The organism is Paenibacillus sp. cl141a (genome assembly GCF_900109305.1).
GTDB classification, from domain to species: domain Bacteria; phylum Bacillota; class Bacilli; order Paenibacillales; family Paenibacillaceae; genus Paenibacillus_AQ; species Paenibacillus_AQ lautus_A.
In genome coordinates, this window is record NZ_FNZO01000001.1 from 1,006,590 (window position 1) to 1,027,116 (window position 20,527).

Genomic DNA, 20,527 nt, shown 5'->3' on the forward strand with positions numbered 1-20,527 from the left:
ATAATGTCTAGCTCGCACAAATATATAAAGGACTATCCCAGACCGCAATTGGTACGCGAGGAATGGGTAAATCTGAACGGGGAATGGGATTTTCGCTTCGACGATGCTCTGGAAGGAGAAGGCGCCAAGTGGTACGAACGCCTTCAAGCTGACCGTAAAATCACGGTGCCTTTTGCGTACGAGACGAAAGCAAGCGGCATCGCGGATGAAACATTTCATCCTTGCGTATGGTATGAACGAAGTGTAGCCGTGCCTGCGGAGGCAGAAGGCAAACGGATCATTTTGCATTTTCAAGCGGTCGATTACGCGGCGACCCTGTGGGTCAACGGCAGCAAAATCGGCATGCATGAAGGCGGATACGCAGCCTTTTCCTTCGATATTACGGAAGCGGTCGAATTTGGACGCGAGAACAGGATTACCGTTCAAGTCGTGGACGGCAACAGCTGTACGCAGCCGCGCGGCAAGCAGCGATGGATGAAAGACAACTTCGGGTGCTGGTACGTGCAGACGACCGGAATATGGCAAACCGTATGGATGGAATACGTGAGTCCGATTCACATCAGCCGGGTGAAGATAACGCCGGAACTGGAACGCGGGTCGGCGAATTTCGGCTATGACCTGGGCAATGCCGCGCACGGCTACGACGGGTTAACCCTTCAGACCATCATCCGGTTTGACGGGAAGCTGATCCGTTCGACGGAAACGAGCGTGGAACGCGGAACGGTAACGGTCGATGTGAGCGTCGTAAACGAAGCCGTGGGCGAATGGAAAGTCAAGCCGTGGCATCCGAACCATCCGAATTTATACGACGTCGAGATGATTCTGAAGCAAAACGGAAAGCCGATCGACACCGCCTATTCTTATTTCGGCATGCGGAGCATTCGGATCGCAGGGGACCAAATCATCTTGAACCATACGCCGATTTATCAGCGGCTGCTGCTGGATCAAGGATACTGGAGCGATACGCATCTGACGCCTCCGTCGGAGGAAGCGCTGCTGGAAGACATCGACAAAACGCTTGCACTCGGCTTTAACGGCGTTCGCAAGCATCAGAAGCTGGAGGATCCCCGTTATTTATATTGGTGTGACCGCAAAGGATTGTTGGTATGGTCGGAAATGCCGTCGACTTACGAATTCGGAGACGATGCGGTCGAGCGGTTCACGAAAGAGTGGATGGACGTCGTCCGGCAGCATTACAACCACCCCTCTATCATCACCTGGGTACCGTTCAACGAGTCTTGGGGAATTTCCGATATATCGACCAATCGCAAGCAGCAGCAATTTACGGAATCGATCTATCATCTGACCAAGGCTTTCGACCAGATGCGGCCAGTGATCGTGAACGACGGCTGGGAGCATACCGTTTCGGATATCATTACACTCCATGATTATGAAGAAATCGGTGCTATGCTGGAAGAGCGGTATCGGGACAAGGATGCGCTGTTAGGCAACAAAATCGCGCATAATACACACCGTTATCCATTCGCACAGGGATATGGCTATCGGGGCCAGCCTGTCATCATCAGCGAATACGGCGGCATCGCTTTTACAAGCGAAGAAGGCTGGGGCTACGGCAATCAGGTTCGGAGTGAGGACGAATTCTTGAAGCGGTACGAAGGAATCACACAAGCGATCAAGAATTTGCCTTATGTGTGCGGATTCTGTTATACGCAAATTACGGACGTGCAGCAGGAAGTGAACGGCTTGCTGACAGAAGACCGTAAACCGAAAGTAAACGTGGAAGCGATCCGAGGCATCAATCTGGCATGATCGTAGCCGGAGACGTATGCACGCTTACCCGCGCATGATTGAAAAAACTCACCCAAGGGTGAGTTTTTTTTGTTGCGAGTACAAAGAAAATACATACCCATCGTTTGGATGCCTAACCGTAAACCCGATCGATCATGCAGACATAATCCGCCGTACAAGAGAATGTTGGAACGGGACATTTTTTGCGGTTTTCCTGCAAAACAAGAAATGACCAATAAACTCCTGTTCTTACCTTGCGGCTCTGTCAGGTATAGGGGACCTCGCGCTGGATATCGCCTCATGGCGGATCGGACATATTTTTCCTAACGTGCTTATGCAAGAATTGTCCCTGTTCTGCTGCCCTCCGCTTCATTATGGTAGACATACACCACAAGCAAAGGAGGGAATGGGGATGAAATGGTGGTCAACGAACCGTCTCCGATTGATTCAAAATAATCTTCGCGAGACGGACGCCGATATGGATGTGGATCTTTTGATTCGCGAACTCAAGTCGTTCCACGCGAATGTGCTCATGATGAATGCAGGGGGCATATTTGCGTTCTATCCATCATCGCTTATGCATCAATATGTAACGCCTAATTTAACCAAGGACCTTTTGGGGGAAGCGGTAGAAAAAGCCCATGCTAATGGATTGCGATTTATTGCACGGTTCGATTTCAGTAAAGCGCATGAATCGTTGTGGATGCGGTATCCCGAATGGTTTTACCGGGACCGGGAGGGGCGGGAGGTCAATTATCACGGCATCGTTCATACGTGCCTGAATGGAGCCTATCAGCAGGTGAAGTCGCTGGAGAGTATTCAAGAAGTGCTGGAGCGTTATCCGGTGGATGGGATTTTCTTCAATATGTTCGGCTACCAGCATTGGGATTACAGCGGAAATTTCTATGGTCCTTGCTACTGCCCAAACTGCCGCTTGCGGTTTCGCGAAGTAACCGGCGAAGATTTGCTGGCGTATACCGGTCCCGAACATCCGATGCACGAGCTGTACCGGTCCTTCCAGGAACGGACGTCAAGGGAAATGCTGGAGCGCATTCACGGATTCGTGAAGTCGCTGCGGTCCGATGTGGCCATTAGCACGTATCACCCACACCGGGTCGATATCGTCCGCAAGGAATCGAATACGTCGCTGAAAAGGAGCGGCCAGCCAAGGCTGTATTCAGCCTCGGAGAATGTCGCGTCCATACAAGACAGCTGGGATGACAAGCTGGTCAGCAACTGCAGCATTAACGCCATCGACCTGACTTACCGATTCACGGGAGTATCCGAGAATGAAAATGCGATCCGTTTATATCAAAGCATCGGAAGCGGATCGGGGCTGGATTTCTGTATCATCGGGGCATTCGAAGGATACCCGGACCGGGCAAGCTTCGAAACGGTAAAGGATATTTTCCGATACCATGCGGAGCACGAGGAGCTGTTCGGACAGCTCGGCTCCATGGCTGAAGCAGTGCTCGTCAAGCCAGCGGCCCCCGAAGCAGCAGCGGAGTATCACGGTATGTTCAAAATGCTAAAGGAAGAGCACGTCCTCTTCGACGTGGTGATGGAAGAACAGCTGGTGGCCATGGAGTCCAAACTAATGCATATGCGAGCGGTTATTCTTCCCGGCGTTCAGGGATTGTCGGTGGCGGCGGCTCGAGCGCTGCATCGGGCGGCGGATGCCGGCGCGGTGCTGGTTGCAACGGGAACCGCGCTGGAGCGGCAGCCAGAGCTGCTTAAGGAATGGTTCGCGGCCTCGTTCGCCGGCGTGAAACAATCGGAGCCGGGCGCTTATCTGGACGTTTCGGACAAGTCGCATTTCCCCGGATTTGCCCATGGCCGGGACTGGATCGTCGCGGACGGCAGCTTTGCCCGCGTTGCCTTTGACCCGGATACGACCGAGTGCCGATTGCCATTCATCGAACCGTCCACGTTCGGGCCGCCGGAGCGTGCCTACGGTCACCGCATTGGAGCAGATTACGGTTTGGGGCTCCACAGGCGGGTCGGCAAGCAGGGAACGGTCCGAACCGGCGTGTATATGCCTTGGAATCCAGGCGAGCTCTACTATCGCCACGGGTTCGAGGACTACAGGCAGGTAATGGCGGACGTTCTACATGACATCGTGCCGAATCGGATTGCTGCTACGAACGCGCCCCCATGTCTAGAGTTGTTCGTTCACCGTTTGAAGGAGGGCGGATGCCTGATTCAGCTGCTGAATCTCTCCGGATATAACGGGACGACTTTTATGAATCCGCTTCCGTTATATGATGTTCAGGTGGAATTGACCATTGATCGCGTGGACGAAACCGCTGCAGCGAATGCGTCGGGGACTTGGCCGCAAAAGTGGAGGCTGCCAAGAAACGCGGAAGCGAGGGGCAGGCTGCTCCGTGCCGAATCCGATGCGCAGGTGGAAACCTCGCAAGATCGCGTGACGGTGACGCTGCCGCAAATCGGTCGTTATGAAGCGGTTTGGCTTCAGGCCGTGCCTGTCGGCGATCGAAAGGAGCTGATCTCCAGCGATGCCAAAGCCTAAATCTGTTATGCCTGCCCAAGGGGCCGGCGGGGTCATCAAGCCGGGCCTAACGCTTCGCCCGGGCAGTCTCGCGTCCCGCGTCGTCAAGCACCGCGTCATTTATTTGCTGCTGTTGCCCGGGCTGCTCTTCTTCTTGCTGTTCAAAATCGCTCCGATGTGGGGGCTGCTTCTGGCCTTCAAAGATTATAATCCGTTTCTTGGCTTTGCCGAAAGCGAATGGGCTGGATTTAAGCACTTTGCGGAACTGTTCTCGAGCTCCAACTTCTATATTATGTTGCGGAACACGTTTGCAATCAATATGATCGCGCTGATCTTCCATTTTCCGCTCCCAATCCTGCTGGCCCTGATGCTGAATGAAATCCGGCATGAGAGCTTCAAGCGCCTGAACCAGTCCATAGTTTACCTGCCTCATTTCCTGTCGTGGGTCGTCGTGGCCAGCATGACGTTCTTTCTGTTGTCGACGGACGTGGGGATCGTCAATAAACTCATTGCCGAAAGCGGCAGAGATACCGTTTCCTTTCTGTCCAATCCCAATTACTTCTGGGGACTGCTGACCGCGCAAAGCATGTGGAAGGAGGCCGGATGGGGAACGATTATCTTCCTGGCGGCCATGGCGGGCGTGGATCCCCAGCGCTACGAAGCCGCCGTCGTGGACGGGGCTGGCAGGTTCCGCCAGATCTGGCATATCACGCTTCCGGCCATCCGGCCAACGATCATCATTTTGCTTATTCTTCGGCTGGGCAGCATGGCGGACACTGGCTTTGAGCAGATTTTGCTGATGATGAATCCGCTGGTGCGCTCGGTGGCGGAGGTGTTCGATACGTACTCCTACACGCACGGCATTCTTCAAGGGAAAATCAGCGTAGGGGTGACGGTCGGCATGTTCAAGGGGCTGGTGGGGCTCGTCCTGATCGTGGCCGCCGACAAAATCGTAAAGCGGCTCGGCTATGAAGGCATTTATTAAGCCTCCAAAGGCGTCTGCCGCAACTCATTATGCTAAACGAAAGGAGGAATTCCGCGTGAGCTTCGTTCTCCGAAAAAAAGGGCTAAGCTTGTTCGATTGGGTCAACTACAGTCTAATCACCTTGTTCTCGGTCGCGTGCTTGTTTCCGTTTCTATACGTGTTCAGCGTTTCCTTTACGGATCCCGAGGTCTATGTTCCGCTTAAATTTTATCTGTTTCCCGAGCAGTGGTCCTTGGAGTCCTACAAGTACATTCTATCGACCAACAGCTTTATGAATGCGTTTAAAAGCACCGTTTTCATTACGGTCGTCGGTACCGCGCTCAACATCGTCGTTTCCTTTACGATGGCCTACGCGCTGACGAAACGGTCCATGCCCGGGAATCGCTGGGTAATGGGGCTCGTCATCTTCACACTGGTGTTCAGCCCGGGTATCGTGCCCAACTACTTGCTGGTCAAGGAACTAGGCCTGTTGAATTCCTACTGGTCCATGATCTGGCCGGGCCTGACCAACGCCTGGAGCTTGATCGTTATCAAAAGCTTCTTGGATTCGCTTCCATCCGAATTGGAGGATTCCGCGAAAATGGACGGCTGCTCGGATATGGGCGTGTTTTTGCGAATGATAATCCCGCTGTCGATGCCGGCGATCGCCACCTTCACCCTGTTCTTTGCGGTCGGGCATTGGAACGCCTATTTTAACGCCTTGATTTACTTATCGGATTCCAGCAAGTGGACGCTTCAGCTGTTGATTAAAACGCTGGTCATCGATTCCAATTCGGTGGCGGTGGCCCAGGCCGGGGCAAGCGACGAAAACGTGGTGCCGCAAGAGACCATCCGGATGGCCTCAATTGTACTAGCGATGGTACCGATCTTGGTTGTTTACCCATTTCTGCAAAAGCATTTTGCCAAAGGGGTGATGCTCGGGTCGATTAAAGGTTGAGGAAGGAAACGGCGCATCGATGCCCTGTGCATCGGATATGCAGCCGGTAGGATTGAAAGCGTTATCCAACCGCAATAAGCGGGAAGGAGATAGAACTCTGCTTCAAGAACAATACATGGATGATGAGCATCCATAAGGAGGGGTTTACATGAAAAACACATCAAAGAAGGGAAGCTCGCATAGAAGCTGGAAGCTCTGGCTCGCGGCCCTCATGGCCGTCGTCATGCTGGCAGGCTGCGGGGGACAGGCGGGCGAGAAACCGCAAAACGCCGGAGGATCGGAAGCAGAAGGCAATGACGGCAAGCCGATGACAATCAAAATGTTTGCCGGGCTCTATAACGAGATCCCCGACATGAACAATGACTATTGGAAGGAATGGGAGCGCCGCACCAACGTCAAGCTGGACGTGGAATGGGTGCCGTCGGGCGATCTGGATACGAAGCTGGATTTACTGCTGGCCTCCGGCGATCTGCCCGAAGTCGTGGCCTATCAGAACCCGATCCGCCCTACGCTGATTACGGCTATCCAGAACGGCGCGTTTTGGGATTTGACCCCGTTCCTGGGGGATCTCAGCGAATACCCGAATCTAAAAAACAACTTGGCGCCGGATGCCTTGAAATATCTGTCGGTCGAGGGTAGCATCTATGCGGTTCCGCGGTCCCGCTCGCGGATCGACGGCGGGCTGAAAATACGCGAGGACTGGCTGAAGAAGCTGAACATCAAGGTTCCGACCGATTTCGAAGAATACAAGGAAGCATTGAAGAAGATCGTTGATGCCGATCTGGACGGCAACGGGAAGAAGGATACGGTAGGTCTCCTATATATCAATAACCCGCCCGCATCATTCCAGGCCGGTTTCGGCGTATACAATCCGACCTATACCGATGATGGCGGGCTGATGAGCCCGTCCCTTACCCCTCAGTACGTCGAAATGGTGGAATGGCTGCGCGGACTGTACGCGGACGGCCTGATGTCCAAGGAATATGCGGTCATGAAGGAAAGCCAGGCGGAGGAGCTCTTTAAGACGAACCGCGCCGCTTCCTATGGCCGTCCGATCTGGTGGGATCATGAATGGGAGCAGGCGATGAAGAAGTCCGGTCAGCCTGATGCCAAAATCCTGAACGTGACCTTGAAAGGACCGAAAGGAGATTATGCGGTCGGTCTGGAAACCGGCGTAGCCGGCGGGTTCTACATCTCCAAGAAGGTGCCGGAGGAGAAGGTGAAGCAGCTGCTCAAATATTTCGACCAGACGGCGTCCCAGGAAATGACCGATTTTGCCTATTACGGCATTGAAGGCGTCCACTACACCGAACAGGACGGACAGAAGGTGCTGACGGAACAAGGGGTCAAAGAAGTCAATACGACGAGCAAGGGAGCGGGCGTTCTGGCTTATGCCAAGTGGGGCAAGGTAATCAGCGCTTCCGGCGATAAAGCCTTTAACGATGCCAAAATCAAAGAGGTGGAAAATTACGACGAGATCGGAAAAATCGACCACTATCGCGTCATCACGTCCGAGGGCTGGCGCAGCACATGGCCTAAATACAGCGACGAATATGCTTCCATGGTGACAAAGGCGATTGTCGGGCATATTCCAATGGAGGAGTTCCGCGCATACGTTGATCAGCTGAACAGTCAGCCGGACATTCAGGAAGCGTACCAACAAATGGCCGAGGCATACAAGCAGTTTAACGGGGAGTAACGGACAGTCCGCTCGGGCGGTCTCGCATTCTGGAGCGAATATGTTGGAGAACGGGAGGAGACAGCATCGTTGAAGTCTCTGTTCAAACCGGCTGTCTCCGCCTTGCGAATCGCCCGTTTGTTGCCTGTTAGAAATAAGAAGGAGGTAAGGCAATGACGAAGGTTAATGAGGAACGCGCCTGGTGGCACAAGCCGCTGCGCGTCATCCAGCCCAACATGCAGGTCAGGGATACCTCGCTCATCGACCCGCCCCGGCTTGCCGCGCAGCTGAAGGAGATGGGGGCGAATGCGATGGTCTTCAATACAGGCGGCATATATGCCTGGTATGACACGCAGGTTCCGTACCATACCGTGAACGGATATCTTCCGGAGGGGCGCGATTTGCTCGGGGAACTAATCACGGCCTGCCACCTTGAAGAGCTTCGATTTATTGCCCGGTTCGATTTCAGCAAAGCAGATGACAGCGTGTACCTCCGAAGGCCGGAATGGTTCGTCCGCAAGGAGGGCGGCCGACCGGAGATCATCGGGGCTGAACGGCCCGGACCGTGGCCGCTCTTGATGTCCACCTGCATCAACGGCGGCTACCGCAATGCGGATGTCGCCGCTCCGGTGCTCCGCGAAGCGCTGTCGCGGTATCCGATCGATGGCATTTTTTTTAATAACCCCGGTTATGTGTTCTGCCGATGCGAGCGATGCAGGCGTAAATACGCGGAACGGTACGGCAAGGACCTCCCGGACTCCCCACAGGAGCTGGAGCCGGATTTTGCTGCAGGATGCTTCGATGACAATATGGAAGCGATGCATGACCTGATCAAGCAGGAGAGGCCGGAGGTGCCCATGATTCTATACTACAACCTCCACCGCGACAATCTGTCGAAGCGCGTTCAGATCACTGATATGCTGTGTACGGAACCGCAGGACGTACTCTCGCTCGGCCATGCCCGGATCCCTGAATTCTGGAAGCCGGCTCTCAGCATCAAGGTGGGGCGGTCGGTTCCGGGCAGGCCGGCTCCATTTGGCATCGTGCATTCCTGCCCGGGCATGGACTGGCGCCATACCGGGCTTCCGGTAGCGGAATACCGCTTCTGGCTGGCTCAAATTCCGGCCAACGGCGGTCAGATCTGGCACTCCGTCACGGGCATACCCGATACGATCGAAGACAAGCGGATTTTGAAAACCGTAGCCGAGCTGAATCATCATGCCGCCAAGTTGGATGCCTATATGGACGGGGCCGTATCGGCTGCGGAAACCGCCCTGCTCTGGAACGAGCGCGGCGAGGCGCAGAGCTGGGCCGAAACGATGATCAACCGGCAAATCCCGTTTGACGTGCTGCTTCCCCAGAGCAGGAAGGATTGGGAGTTGGACCGCTACCGCGTTGTATTGATTCCCGAAGGAACTGAATATACCTCGTCCTTGATCCATGACTTGCGTTCGTACGTACATGGTGGGGGACAACTGCTAACGGAAGGGGCACTTCCTTCCGCTGCAGCCGACGCCGGCGTAAAGCTGCTCCATGATCTGCTCGGCATTTCGGATGAAGCCTTCAAAAGCGAATACCTGATTGCCTCCTATTTGCGGTTTCAGGAGCTGTCGTGCGAGATCAACCCGCTCCAGCAGGGAATGGATACGACGGCGCTGATTGCTCACCGCGGTTATGTGACTTATGCTCATCCGCGGAATGACGCGGTACGGGTGCTGGCGACGCTGGTGCCGCCGTTTTCTCCGCCGGAAAGCGTGGGAGCGCCGCCGGAACGGGCATCGCTGCCAGTATCCCGTACCGATCTGCCGCTTGCGCTGGAGCAATCGTGGGGTGCCGGACGCGCCATGTATTTCACGTTCTCGCTGGGTGCGCTGCTCCGCGAATTCAAGCTGCCCGAGCATGAGATGCTGCTGGCTAATGCGATCGACCACCTGCTTGACGGAAGGCCGCTGCTGTCCGTAACGACTTCGTATCCCGGACTGCAGGCGACCCTCTTCCGAAACGGGAGCGACCTGCTGCTTCACTTCGTGAACGGAGCCGGCCGCCGGCCGCTTGCAGCGACGCTGCCTCTGCACGACATCGAGGTCCGGCTGAGACCGGGGACTAGATGGCCTACAGAGAGCGTCTTTAAACTGGAGATGTTGATCGGCGGAGGCTGGATAGAAGGTTTCGCAGCGAACGACGAATTGAACTTCACCCTGCCGCGGCTGGAGGTTTGGGAGTGCATTCGGATCCCGCTGAATCCCACCGTTAACGCTGTTGGGGAAGGATAGAGGAAGCGGGAGGACGAAGTATAACAGGTGTAGGATCATCCGTAGAGAGTTGCGGATGGCACAGTGATCCCAGGGCAGTTCCTGCCGCGGGAACCGGAGGTGATAATTCGTGAAGTCTCTTTGGCAGCATATTCAGGCATCGTTCCTCCGCTGGTTCTCCGCGAACCGCTATCTGAAGCGTCTGATTTGGCTCGGATGTCTGTCGGCCGTAATTCCGGTGATCCTAGCCGGAAGCGCGTACTATCATTTCTCCATGAAAAAGCTGACGGTCCAGTTCCAGGAAAATAATATGGCTTCCTTGATGCAGCTGAAGGACCGCGTCGAAAATATCATAACAAGCATCGAGCATGAATCGCTTCAGCTTGCCAGCGGTCCGCTGATTCGCAGCGCGCTGGAAAATCCCGAATATGAGACGGACTACATGCAGCAATTGGATATGCTCAAGCTGTTTCAACTTCACAAAAATACTAATAACCTGATCGAAGACATCCTGTTTTACGATGTTCGGCACCGGCTGCTGCTGTCGCATACCTATGGCCTGGTCCACCTGGACGGGTATAAAGGAAAAGAAGATATTGAGCAAGCCCTGGCGAGGGAAGGGGGGGCGAGGTGGATGCACCTCCCGAAGTCGTCGGAGAACGGATACGTCTCTTACGTCCGCCATCTTCCCGTTATGGTGCAGGGCCAACCGAGAGGCACCATCCTCATACACGTGAAAGAGGAATCGCTTCGCAGCCTTTTGAACAATTACTCCCTTTCCCTGGAGGAGCAGTCGCTGGCCATTCTGGACTCCGATCACCGGGTCCTGCTGCATACGGATGGACGCAGCGAGATCGGCAAAACCGCGGATGAAGACCCCATTTTGGGATCTTTGGTAGAGAGCGGGGAAACGTCCGGCCATGATGTGATGACCGGGGAGGACGGCAAGGAACTGATCGCCTTTTACAAGACGTCTATGGGCCGTCTATACGTGTCCCGGATGCCGGAGCGGGAAATGATCGAGCAATTGAGGTGGATCCGCGTCCTGATCGTCATGTCGGTGACCGTCTTCATGCTGATCGCGGTTTTGCTCACCTGGTTCTCGTCCAAAATCGCGTACAATCCGATTCAGCAGCTCCTTCGTTACGGGGAGCATTTGCGAAGAAACGGGAGGAGCGGGGTGGAGAGCTCCGTCAAAGAGAATGAAATCGAATACATCCGCTCCTCCCTCAGCTACTTGAACGAGCAGGCGGAATCCCTGAACAGCTACATTCGAAAAATTCAACCGGATTTACGGGAACGGTTTCTGCAGCGTTTGCTGCTGTCCGGAAGCTCATGGCGGTCCGGCACACTGGAGGAGGGGTGCGCGAAGCACAAGATTCCGATGATCGAACCATATGCCACGATGGTGGTGAAAGTCGAGAATCCGGTGAAAAAACGATTCTTGCCTAACGAAGGTCCGGTCATTGTGTTTGCGGTCAAAAACGTCATGTCCGAGCTGCTGGCAAACAACCGGCAGCTGGAGGGCTACGTGGTGGACCGGGAGGATCGTGAAGCGGCAGCGATCCTGAGGCCGGGAGAGCCCGGGGCTTCCTCCCAGGAGTTCCGCAGCCTCCTCGCATGTTATGCGGAATCCGTCAGCCAGTCCCTGGCGCGCTATCTTTCTTTTTCCGCGTCCATCGGCATCGGCAATACTGGAACATTGACCCGGGCGGCAGAATCCTATAAGGAGGCGCAGCTTGCTCTGCAATATCGCCTGTTCCATGATGCGGATACCGTACTGTTTTATGAAGACATGATCCGCATCGAGCGTAATCCCGTGTTCATGTATCCGAAGGATATCGAATCGGAGATGATCGAATATTTGTGGAACGGGGATCTTCCGCAGGCGGAGGCGTCGCTTCATGAATTTTCCCGGCGTATTCGGGTGTCGGAATCGTACAACGTGACCTCCCAGAGCTATTACGTGCTGCTCTCGGCCATAGTCCAGTCGATGGAGGAGAAAGGTCCCGGCGTGCTGGAGCTGCTGGGGGGTAACCTGTTTGACCAGCTGAAGGAGAACCAGACCTCCCGCGAAATGCATGACTGGTTTATCGGCGTGCTGTTCCCGCTGTACCAGGAAATCAGCCATGACCTGCGCACCCGATCCACCCGCCTGATCGTTCAGCGGGTATGTGGCCATATCTGCCGTCATCCGGATGGTGCTCATTCATTGGCAGACTGTGCCGAGCTGGTGGGGGTGAGCCCGTCGTATCTCAGCCGGCTGTTCAAGAAGGAGATGGGCGTATCCTTTGTTGAATACGTCATGAACTTCAAAGTGCAGAAGGCGAAACAGCTGCTCAAGGATACGGATTACACGGTCACGGAGATTGCTGAAATCGTCGGTTATTCCGAACGAAACCTGAACCGGGCCTTTCAGCGATTCCTGCAGATGTCTCCACGGCAGTATCGGCTGTCGGTAAGATAGGAAAACTGCTTTTACAGACTCAGGCTTATATAGAATAAAAGGAGAGGATCACATAATGACAATCGCATCGAAACAAACGACCGTAGGGTTTATCGGCTTGGGCGTAATGGGCCACAGCATGGCAGGGCATATCCGGAAAGCCGGCTACCCGCTGCACGTTTACACGCGAACCGCCTCCAAGGCGGAGCGGCTGGTGGCGGACGGCGCCGTATGGCACGATACTCCGGCCAAGCTGGCGCAGGCCTGCGACGTAATCATTACGATGGTGGGCTACCCGAAGGATGTCGAGGAACTCTATTTGGAGCCGGACGGGCTGGTGGCGCATGCCAGGGAAGGGGCATATCTGATCGATATGACGACGTCCAGTCCGCTTCTTGCCCGCCGCATTTATGAAGCCGCCTCGTTGAAAGGGCTCCATGCCATGGATGCTCCGGTCTCCGGCGGTGACGTGGGGGCACGTGAGGCGAGGCTGTCCATCATGATCGGCGGGGAAGAGGGAGACGTCAAGGCGGTGCAGCCGCTGCTGTCGACAATGGGAAGCAATATCGTCCATCAAGGGCAAGCCGGCGCCGGACAGCATACGAAGATGTGCAACCAGATCGCCATTGCCTCTAACATGATGGGAGTCTGCGAGGCGATGGCTTATGCGGAGAGCGCCGGGCTGGATCCCGAAACCGTGCTCAAGAGCATCGAGAGCGGAGCGGCGGGCAGCTGGTCGCTTAGCAATTTGGCTCCGCGCATGATTGCCGGGAATCTGGAGCCGGGATTTTATATCAAGCATTTCATCAAGGATATGGGAATCGCACTGGAATCCGCTAAGGCGATGAACTTGGTTACGCCGGGCTTGTCCCTAGCCGAATCGCTGTACAGCCAGCTGGCCGAGAAGGGGCTTGAGAATAAAGGCACGCAGGCTTTGATTAGATATTATACGGGTGAATGAGATTCGGATTCTTTTGCATCAATAACATAACAGTCTCAATTTCCCGGAAGGACGGATTGAGGCTGTTATTTATTTCAGTACATTAGGAAACTTATCAGGATAAAGTCATGGATCCTCAAGCACTTCATTTTTGGCGATTACGATTTAAGAGAAGCCTGTCCATGATGTCCGTCGGGATGTTGATATTCGGACCGTTGATTGAAACCGGATTGTTCATGCCCGTACAACTGTTTTGATCTCCAATAAGTGAGTGGTCGAAGCCAGCTTCCGCTGCCTGGAGCCGCTGCTTCGGATACAAGGCGGAAGAGATTCAAGATTCAACCACTAGTCTGTAGATGATGCTACGATATGATGTATACTGAATGTTAATTAGAATTGGAGGTTATTCTTGCATATGAAAGACATGAATTATTACGACACCTTTATTCAAATTGCCGAAGACTGCCCTGTCAGGGAGGCCGTCATTCCAAAAGCAAAAGGCGAGTCTAAGACCATACCGGTGATTCAGTATGAGATGCTGTCGAACCACCCTTACCGATACACGCAAGAAGATGTGTTGTTCGAAGTGTTTGCCGAGCGCAATCAGATCCCGGAAACGGAAAGAGCAGCCGCTCGCGAGAAGTTTTTTTCGAAAGGGCAGCCTTGTCTCCGAACCTCGTCCTTAGGCAAGCGCTACGGCTGGGGGATTCATCATGACGCTGAAGGGAAAGTCGCAATCTACGCCGTAGAGTCAGACGAATACCTCAAACTCATGAACGATCAAAGCATTACTCAATGTAAAGCGATGCGCTCAAAGAAAGCCTAGAAGATGCACGGGAAGGATAAACTTTAACGGTAATTGAACTCAATAGGGAGGTTTGGCGGCAGTTCGGACAGGCGGATAGCATGTCAATGGCTGTAGTGACAAACCCCATCTATTTTGCTTCGAATGGAGGTACGGCGAAAATAAGTGATTGAAAAAAATACTGGAATGTTCGTTCCGAATAGTCTATACTCGTGTTGAGAAGGAGGAGGTATGAATGGGACGGACCAAAGAATTTGACCGTGAGCAGGTGCTTCGCAAAGCGATGATCGTTTTTTGGGAGAAAGGGTACGAGGGGGCAAGCATACCGGATTTATTGCAAGCGATGGAATTAAGCAGGTCCAGCATGTACGAAACATTTCAGGATAAACAAACGCTTTATTATGAGGCCATCCAGCAATACAAAAAAATGTCGCAAAAAAAACGCGATTTGATGAACCAAGCCCCTTCTGCGATCGCCGGGATCCGCCAATATTTTGAGCTGCATATCACGAACGCGTTTGCGACGCACGGTGAAGCTTACCCGAACGGATGTCTGATTACGAACGCTTCCGTGGGTCTGGATGCCATGGATGAGCCCTTGCAGAATACGATTCGCCAGAGCTTTACGGAGCTGGAGCAGCTGTTCTACGAGAAATTAAAAAAGGGTCAGGAAACGGGTGAAATTTCCCCCGAAAAAGACATAAAAATGTTATCGTTCCTGTTGCTTAATCTTAATCACAGCATCAACGTGATGGCCAGGATCCAAAGCGACAGCGATAAGGTCCGCGGCATGATGAACGCCGTTATCGAGTCGCTGTAAAGCTTTTTTTTTCATCATTCCGGAACGATCATTCCGATTGGATCCCCCTTGCTTAAGCATTGAGGGGGAACGCATCCCTATATTGGAACGAACATTCCAATATGGTTACACTATCATTTTTATAATAAAAGGAGTGCTTCTTATGAATGTTAATGGAAATGCAAAGGGAAAGTTGGAGATCTCCGCATCGCCCTGGATTATGTTGATTCTTGCCGTTGCGTGCGGCTTGATCGTTGCCAATCTTTATTATACGCAGCCATTGGTTGAGTCCATCAGTTCATCAATTGGATTATCTTCAGGAGCAGCGGGGGGCATCGTCACGCTGACCCAAATCGGCTACGGGATCGGCTTGCTGTTCATCGTTCCTTTGGGAGATCTGCTCGAAAATCGCAAACTGGTGGTTACGCTGCTGATGCTGACGGCCGTGGTTTTAATCTTTGCTGCCGCTGCCCGAAACGCCGCTCTGTTTCTAGCCGCCTCCTTGTTTATCGGTGTGGGGTCCGTTGCGGCCCAGATCCTGGTCCCTTATGCAGCGCATCTCTCCCCGGAGGAGACGAGAGGACGCAATGTCGGTAATGTCATGAGCGGGCTGCTGTTAGGAATCATGCTGGCCCGTCCGGTTTCGAGTTTGGTGGATAATTATTTCGGCTGGCACGCTATCTTTATGATGTCATCCGCCATTCTCTTCGTATTGGCTCTGGTTTTGATCAAAGTATTGCCGGCAAGAAAGCCGCAGACGTCCGATCATTATCCGGCTATCCTCTCATCCATGCTGCGGCTGCTGAAAACGACGCCGATTCTACGTCGCAGAGCTCTGTATCATGCCTTTCTGTTCGGGATGTTCAGTCTGTTCTGGACAACGGTTCCGCTTGTATTAACAAGTCCGCTGTATCATTTTTCCTCTGCAGGCGTTGCGTTGTTTGCTTTGGCGGGGGTATCAGGCGCGGCCGCTGCGCCTCTTGCCGGCCGCTTTGCGGATAAGGGCCTGATCCGGCCTGCAACCGGAATATCCATCGTGCTGGTGATCCTATCCGGACTTTTGCCGATCGTGTTTGCCGGCGGTTCTCTGCTCTCTATCGTGATCCTGGTGTTCGCCGCCATCCTGCTGGATATGGGCGTGTCCGCCAATTTGGTGTTGGGACAACGCGCGATTTTCACGTTGGGAGCCGAGGTGCGGAGCCGGCTGAACGGCTTGTATATGGCGATCTTTTTTGCCGGCGGGGCCATTGGCTCCGCAGCCGGGGGATGGGCATACGCTATGGGCGGCTGGAAAGCGGCGATGTGGCTAGGCGTTCTTTTTCCGGCCTTGGCATTGATCTACTTTCTGACGGAACGCAAGGTGGAGCACGTCAGCAAATAAGAATGAGCAATTAAAAAGAAATGTCGCCTAGCGTTAAACGTTATAATGAGTGTAATTCGCGGGAGCGAGATCATACGAAAGGGTGGGACGATGTCAGAAACCGAAGATGCTCAGAAAATCCATTGGAAAAGGAACATCATTCTCTTTTTAAGCAGCCAAACACTTTCGCTGTTCGGGTCTGCCTTGGTTCAATATGCCATTATGTGGCACATTACACTGACGACGCAGTCGGGCATCATGATGACGCTGTATATTATTTGCGGATTCATTCCGACGTTCCTGCTGTCGCCTTTTGCCGGGGTATGGGCGGACCGCTTCAACCGTAAAACGCTCATTATGATCGCGGATTCTATGATCGCGGTGGTTACGCTGATGTTGGCCATTACGTTTATGCTTGGCTATCAGGCGGTTTGGCTGCTGTTTATCATCTCCGCCGTACGCGCGCTCGGGGCCGGCATTCAGACTCCAGCGGTCGGAGCCATATTGCCTCAAATCGTGCCGCAAGATAAGCTGACGAAAGTAAACGGTATTAACGGCAGCCTACAAGCGCTGATCATGTTCGTAGCGCCCATCGTCAGCGCGGGATTGCTCACTGTAGCAACGATCGAAGCGATTTTTTTTATCGACGTCGTTACGGCTGCAATCGCGATCTTTACATTGTTTGTCTTTCTCAAAATTCCGCTGCACAAAAAGGCGTCGGACACCCAAAGCACGGGCTATCTGGACGACTTCAAAGAGGGCTTGGTCTACATTAAACAGCATGCTTTTCTCAAGTCGTTTTTTATCTTCTTCGCCTTTTTCTTCGTGCTTATGGCGCCTGCAGCCTTTCTGACCCCGCTGCAGGTTACCCGCAGCTTCGGGGACGACGTATGGCGCTTGACGGCAATCGAAATCGCGTTTTCCGTCGGCATGATGGCAGGAGGGGGAATCATTGCTTCCTGGGGCGGCTTTAATAATAAAGTGTATACGATGGCTATAGCCAGCTTCGTCATGGCCGTGTCCACGTTTGCGCTCGGCATTGTGCCTGTATTCTGGATTTACTTGGCCATCATGGCTGTATTCGGGGTAGCGATGCCCATATTTAATACGCCAACGACCGTCATGCTGCAGGAGAAGGTGGATGAAAATTATCTGGGGCGTATATTCGGTGTCTTCGGGATGATTTCGACTTCCATGATGCCCATCGGGATGCTGATATTCGGCCCGCTTGCCGACGTAGTCAAAATCGAATGGCTGCTGATCGGTACGGGGCTGTTGATGCTAATACTTACTGTTTTCTTCATGCGCAACAAGCGATTGGTTGAAGCGGGCATGCCGCTGCCGCAGGAAGAAGCCTCACCGAATTAATTTACCGGATCTCATCTCAGTAACATGAAAGCCGCATGACATATGCGGTTTTTTTGTTCTTTACGCATCATTATGCCGTTTTGTATACCAGGTAAAGTAGTATATCATAGGAATAACATAGATAAGATGAAACATGTGTGCAGGGGGGCTTATGAAAAAAGCAAACGCTAACTTAATGAAAGAAATCAATTTAAATATTGTCCGCAAAGCCTTGAAGCGAGTAGAAACGGCGACGAAGCCCCAATTGGCCTCATTGACTCAGCTGAGTGTGGTTACGGTGAATTCGTTGGTCAAGGAGCTGTACGAGCTTGGGGAATTGTTTGAAGACGATATCGTTCCGTCCAACGGCGGGAGACCCGCGCTAACCTATAGATATAATTATAATTACAGCCTGGCTCTTGTCGTTTATTTGAAGGAGAAACAGGGAGAAGAGCTGATCTCGGCAACCGTCGTGAATTTGGAAAATGATCTGTTGGCCAAAGAAGAATACACCATGCCTGTTTTCGATCGACAGCGCTTCTATGAAATCATTGAGCATTACATTGGGCTTTATCCCTCCATCAAGGTGATTGGCATCGGCATTCCGGGACAGGCCGTCAACGGAGAAATTACGGTAAGCAGTCATCGAGAATTAACCGGGTTTCGCATGATTGAAGAGATTGAATCTCAATTTGGGCTGCCCGTAATGGTCGAGAATGATGTGAATGCCGCCATTAGCGGTTATTCGATGAAGGAAGATTTGGAAGGAGACCAATGCGTGCTTGGCATGTATTTTCCTATGAAATATCCGCCTGGCCTAGCTATTTATCTCGATGGGAGGATCGTAAAAGGGAAGAACGGCATGTCGGGCGAGATCAAATTTCTGCCCATTGGCCTGGATTGGAGTCAAGAGATGACAACGGAGAAGTTTGTGCAAGCTGTGTGTAAAATCATACATACTGTTAATGCCGTCCTGGCACCTGACAAAATCGTGTTATATCAATACCGAATGGAGGCAGATGCCTGGTCTCAGGCTTGGGAAACTTATCGGCTTCAACATCCCATGCCTTCTTATCCTGAAGTGGTGTTGAAGCAGACGTTTCAAGAGGACTTTGAAGCAGGCATGCGCTGGCTTACCCTGCAAGAATTGGAACCGACCCTTGATCTTGCAGTTGACCGGAACCCTCGGAATTGATCTTCCGAGGGTTTTTGAGTTTTGAATCTTGACAAAAAAAAGATGCTGCTGCATATTAAATAAATACACTTTATAAAGAAGATTTATTTAGTGAAACGAAGATGGATTTACTTGGGGAGAAGGTGTACGCTTGGCAACCTGGTTTTTGATTATCATTTATCTGGCTTTTATTAGTTTGGGACTACCCGATTCTTTACTTGGATCCGCTTGGCCGGTGATATGGCCCGACATTGGATCTTCCGTCGGCTCTGCAGGCATCGTGTCCATGGTTATTGCAGGAGGAACCATTGTTTCGAGTCTGGCAAGCGGCTCTATGATAAAGCGGTTAGGTACAGGGAGAATCACCCTGTTCAGCTGCTTCATGACTGCAGGAGCTCTGCTTGGTTTCTCCTTGGCTCCCTCTATGGCTTGGCTTGTCGTTTTGGCCATTCCACTGGGTTTAGGAGCGGGTGCTGTGGATGCTGCTTTGAATCATTATGTTGCTGAGAATTATAAAGCGCATCATATGAACTGGTTACATTGCTTTTGGGGTGTCGGGGCAACAATGGGGCCCATTATTATGTCCTCTTACATTGCAGATCATCATTCCTGGAGAAGCGGATATACAGCTGTATCCATAATCCAGTTCTCGCTTCTAATCATTTTGCTCATTACGCTCCCTTTATGGAAACGCGTCGCAGCTATGCGGGAGATTGACCGGCCGCAAACCGAAAATATAGTCGATAATGAAAAGCGCCAACAGGAGCAGATCGTAAAAGCAGGCATATTTCGTATCAGAGGCGTTAAACCAACGCTTACGGCATTTTTATTCTATTGTGGAGTCGAAACCACGGTGGGGTTGTGGGGAGCTAGTTACCTTGTCGGTGCTAAACATATTTCAGCCGATACGGCTGCCATATGGATTTCTTTATATTACGGTGGTATTACGCTAGGCAGACTGATTACCGGCTTTATCACGCTGAAGGTTGCCAATCGTCTGTTGATCCGCTATGGACAGCTCATCACCATTCTAGGTGGGATTATCCTTGTGCTACCTCTTAGTGCCTCCTTTTCTCTGACGGGATTTATGCTGATTGGACTTGGGCTTGCGCCCATTTATCCTGGACTTCTTCATGAAACGCCGGCTCGGTTCGGAAAAGAACATTCGGCCAAGCTGATGGGTTATCAAATGGCCGTCGCCTATACGGGGACCACGCTGCTTCCCCCCATGTTTGGATTGGTCGCTTCGCAGACAAGCATTGGATTGTTCCCTTCCGTTGTGCTTGCCTTCCTCATCTTCATGTGGCTAAGCGCCGAGAAAGTGAACCGAATTTTGAGCAAGCAAGCGAAACAAGGGACGTAATGGTGGACGTCCTCCACATAATAACCACAAAGTTGGTGCTACGAGAAAAAGGAGGGAATTGATTTCAGGCGATCCTGAACTTTAAAGTTTACCCAATTAATATTATGTCAACTAATCCAAAAGACAGAAGGCTGCCGAAGAGGCAGCCTTCTGTTCATTGTCGTATGGAAAATAACTCTACGC

14 protein-coding genes are annotated in these 20,527 nt (G+C 52.6%); all 14 read left to right on the top strand.

Features of this window, described 5'->3' with window-relative positions:
• Positions 1-3 precede the first annotated feature (3 nt).
• The 14 genes from BMX45_RS04720 to BMX45_RS04785 all read left to right on the top strand — a co-directional run bounded on the left by BMX45_RS04720 (position 4) and on the right by BMX45_RS04785 (position 20,344).
• Positions 4-1,770 (top strand): glycoside hydrolase family 2 protein, encoded by a 1,767-nt coding sequence (locus BMX45_RS04720; protein ID WP_090908718.1) that lies wholly within the window; start codon positions 4-6, stop codon positions 1,768-1,770.
• A gap of 391 nt (positions 1,771-2,161) precedes the next feature.
• On the top strand, positions 2,162-4,279 hold the full coding sequence (locus BMX45_RS04725) for a family 10 glycosylhydrolase (RefSeq protein ID WP_254777954.1): 2,118 nt from the start codon (positions 2,162-2,164) through the stop codon (positions 4,277-4,279).
• Positions 4,266-5,243, top strand: coding sequence for an ABC transporter permease (locus BMX45_RS04730; RefSeq protein ID WP_090908720.1), 978 nt, complete (start codon positions 4,266-4,268; stop codon positions 5,241-5,243). Before BMX45_RS04725 ends, BMX45_RS04730 begins: the two co-directional genes overlap by 14 nt.
• A 55-nt stretch (positions 5,244-5,298) precedes the next feature.
• On the top strand, positions 5,299-6,180 hold the full coding sequence (locus BMX45_RS04735) for a carbohydrate ABC transporter permease (RefSeq protein ID WP_090908721.1): 882 nt from the start codon (positions 5,299-5,301) through the stop codon (positions 6,178-6,180).
• A gap of 148 nt (positions 6,181-6,328) precedes the next feature.
• Positions 6,329-7,879 (top strand): extracellular solute-binding protein, encoded by a 1,551-nt coding sequence (locus BMX45_RS04740; protein WP_090908722.1) that lies wholly within the window; start codon positions 6,329-6,331, stop codon positions 7,877-7,879.
• A 152-nt stretch (positions 7,880-8,031) separates the two neighbouring features.
• On the top strand, positions 8,032-10,131 hold the full coding sequence (locus BMX45_RS04745; protein WP_090908723.1) for a hypothetical protein: 2,100 nt from the start codon (positions 8,032-8,034) through the stop codon (positions 10,129-10,131).
• A 109-nt stretch (positions 10,132-10,240) separates the two neighbouring features.
• Positions 10,241-12,577, top strand: coding sequence for a helix-turn-helix domain-containing protein (locus tag BMX45_RS04750; protein ID WP_090908724.1), 2,337 nt, complete (start codon positions 10,241-10,243; stop codon positions 12,575-12,577).
• A gap of 52 nt (positions 12,578-12,629) precedes the next feature.
• Positions 12,630-13,517 carry an NAD(P)-dependent oxidoreductase gene (locus BMX45_RS04755; protein WP_302847865.1) on the top strand — a complete coding sequence of 296 codons (888 nt, stop codon included), beginning with the start codon at positions 12,630-12,632 and terminating at the stop codon, positions 13,515-13,517.
• Positions 13,518-13,911: 394 nt separating this feature from the next.
• Positions 13,912-14,322, top strand: coding sequence for a DUF6157 family protein (locus BMX45_RS04760; RefSeq protein ID WP_090908726.1), 411 nt, complete (start codon positions 13,912-13,914; stop codon positions 14,320-14,322).
• Between the two features lie 214 nt (positions 14,323-14,536).
• A complete protein-coding gene (locus tag BMX45_RS04765) occupies positions 14,537-15,121 on the top strand; it encodes a TetR/AcrR family transcriptional regulator (RefSeq protein WP_090908727.1) in 585 nt (194 codons plus the stop codon).
• Positions 15,122-15,263: 142 nt separating this feature from the next.
• Complete coding sequence (locus BMX45_RS04770) at positions 15,264-16,481, top strand: MFS transporter (RefSeq protein ID WP_090908728.1); 1,218 nt, start codon at positions 15,264-15,266, stop codon at positions 16,479-16,481.
• 90 nt (positions 16,482-16,571) lie between these two features.
• Complete coding sequence (locus BMX45_RS04775; RefSeq protein ID WP_090908729.1) at positions 16,572-17,828, top strand: MFS transporter; 1,257 nt, start codon at positions 16,572-16,574, stop codon at positions 17,826-17,828.
• A 151-nt stretch (positions 17,829-17,979) separates the two neighbouring features.
• On the top strand, positions 17,980-19,002 hold the full coding sequence (locus tag BMX45_RS04780) for an ROK family protein (RefSeq protein ID WP_090908730.1): 1,023 nt from the start codon (positions 17,980-17,982) through the stop codon (positions 19,000-19,002).
• Between the two features lie 130 nt (positions 19,003-19,132).
• Positions 19,133-20,344, top strand: a complete 1,212-nt coding sequence (locus BMX45_RS04785) for an MFS transporter (protein WP_090908731.1) — start codon at positions 19,133-19,135, stop codon at positions 20,342-20,344.
• Positions 20,345-20,527 lie beyond the last annotated feature (183 nt).

What these genes read in the sequence shown, in the direction of transcription:
- BMX45_RS04730 (WP_090908720.1), top strand. Translation starts at nt 4,266, where the DNA reads ATGCCAAAGCCTAAATCTGTTATGCCTGCCCAAGGGGCCGGCGGGGTC.
- BMX45_RS04745 (WP_090908723.1), top strand. Translation starts at nt 8,032, where the DNA reads ATGACGAAGGTTAATGAGGAACGCGCCTGGTGGCACAAGCCGCTGCGC.
- BMX45_RS04780 (WP_090908730.1), top strand. Translation starts at nt 17,980, where the DNA reads ATGAAAAAAGCAAACGCTAACTTAATGAAAGAAATCAATTTAAATATT.
- BMX45_RS04765 (WP_090908727.1), top strand. Translation starts at nt 14,537, where the DNA reads ATGGGACGGACCAAAGAATTTGACCGTGAGCAGGTGCTTCGCAAAGCG.
- BMX45_RS04720 (WP_090908718.1), top strand. Translation starts at nt 4, where the DNA reads ATGTCTAGCTCGCACAAATATATAAAGGACTATCCCAGACCGCAATTG.
- BMX45_RS04760 (WP_090908726.1), top strand. Translation starts at nt 13,912, where the DNA reads ATGAAAGACATGAATTATTACGACACCTTTATTCAAATTGCCGAAGAC.
- BMX45_RS04740 (WP_090908722.1), top strand. Translation starts at nt 6,329, where the DNA reads ATGAAAAACACATCAAAGAAGGGAAGCTCGCATAGAAGCTGGAAGCTC.
- BMX45_RS04775 (WP_090908729.1), top strand. Translation starts at nt 16,572, where the DNA reads ATGTCAGAAACCGAAGATGCTCAGAAAATCCATTGGAAAAGGAACATC.
- BMX45_RS04770 (WP_090908728.1), top strand. Translation starts at nt 15,264, where the DNA reads ATGAATGTTAATGGAAATGCAAAGGGAAAGTTGGAGATCTCCGCATCG.
- BMX45_RS04725 (WP_254777954.1), top strand. Translation starts at nt 2,162, where the DNA reads ATGAAATGGTGGTCAACGAACCGTCTCCGATTGATTCAAAATAATCTT.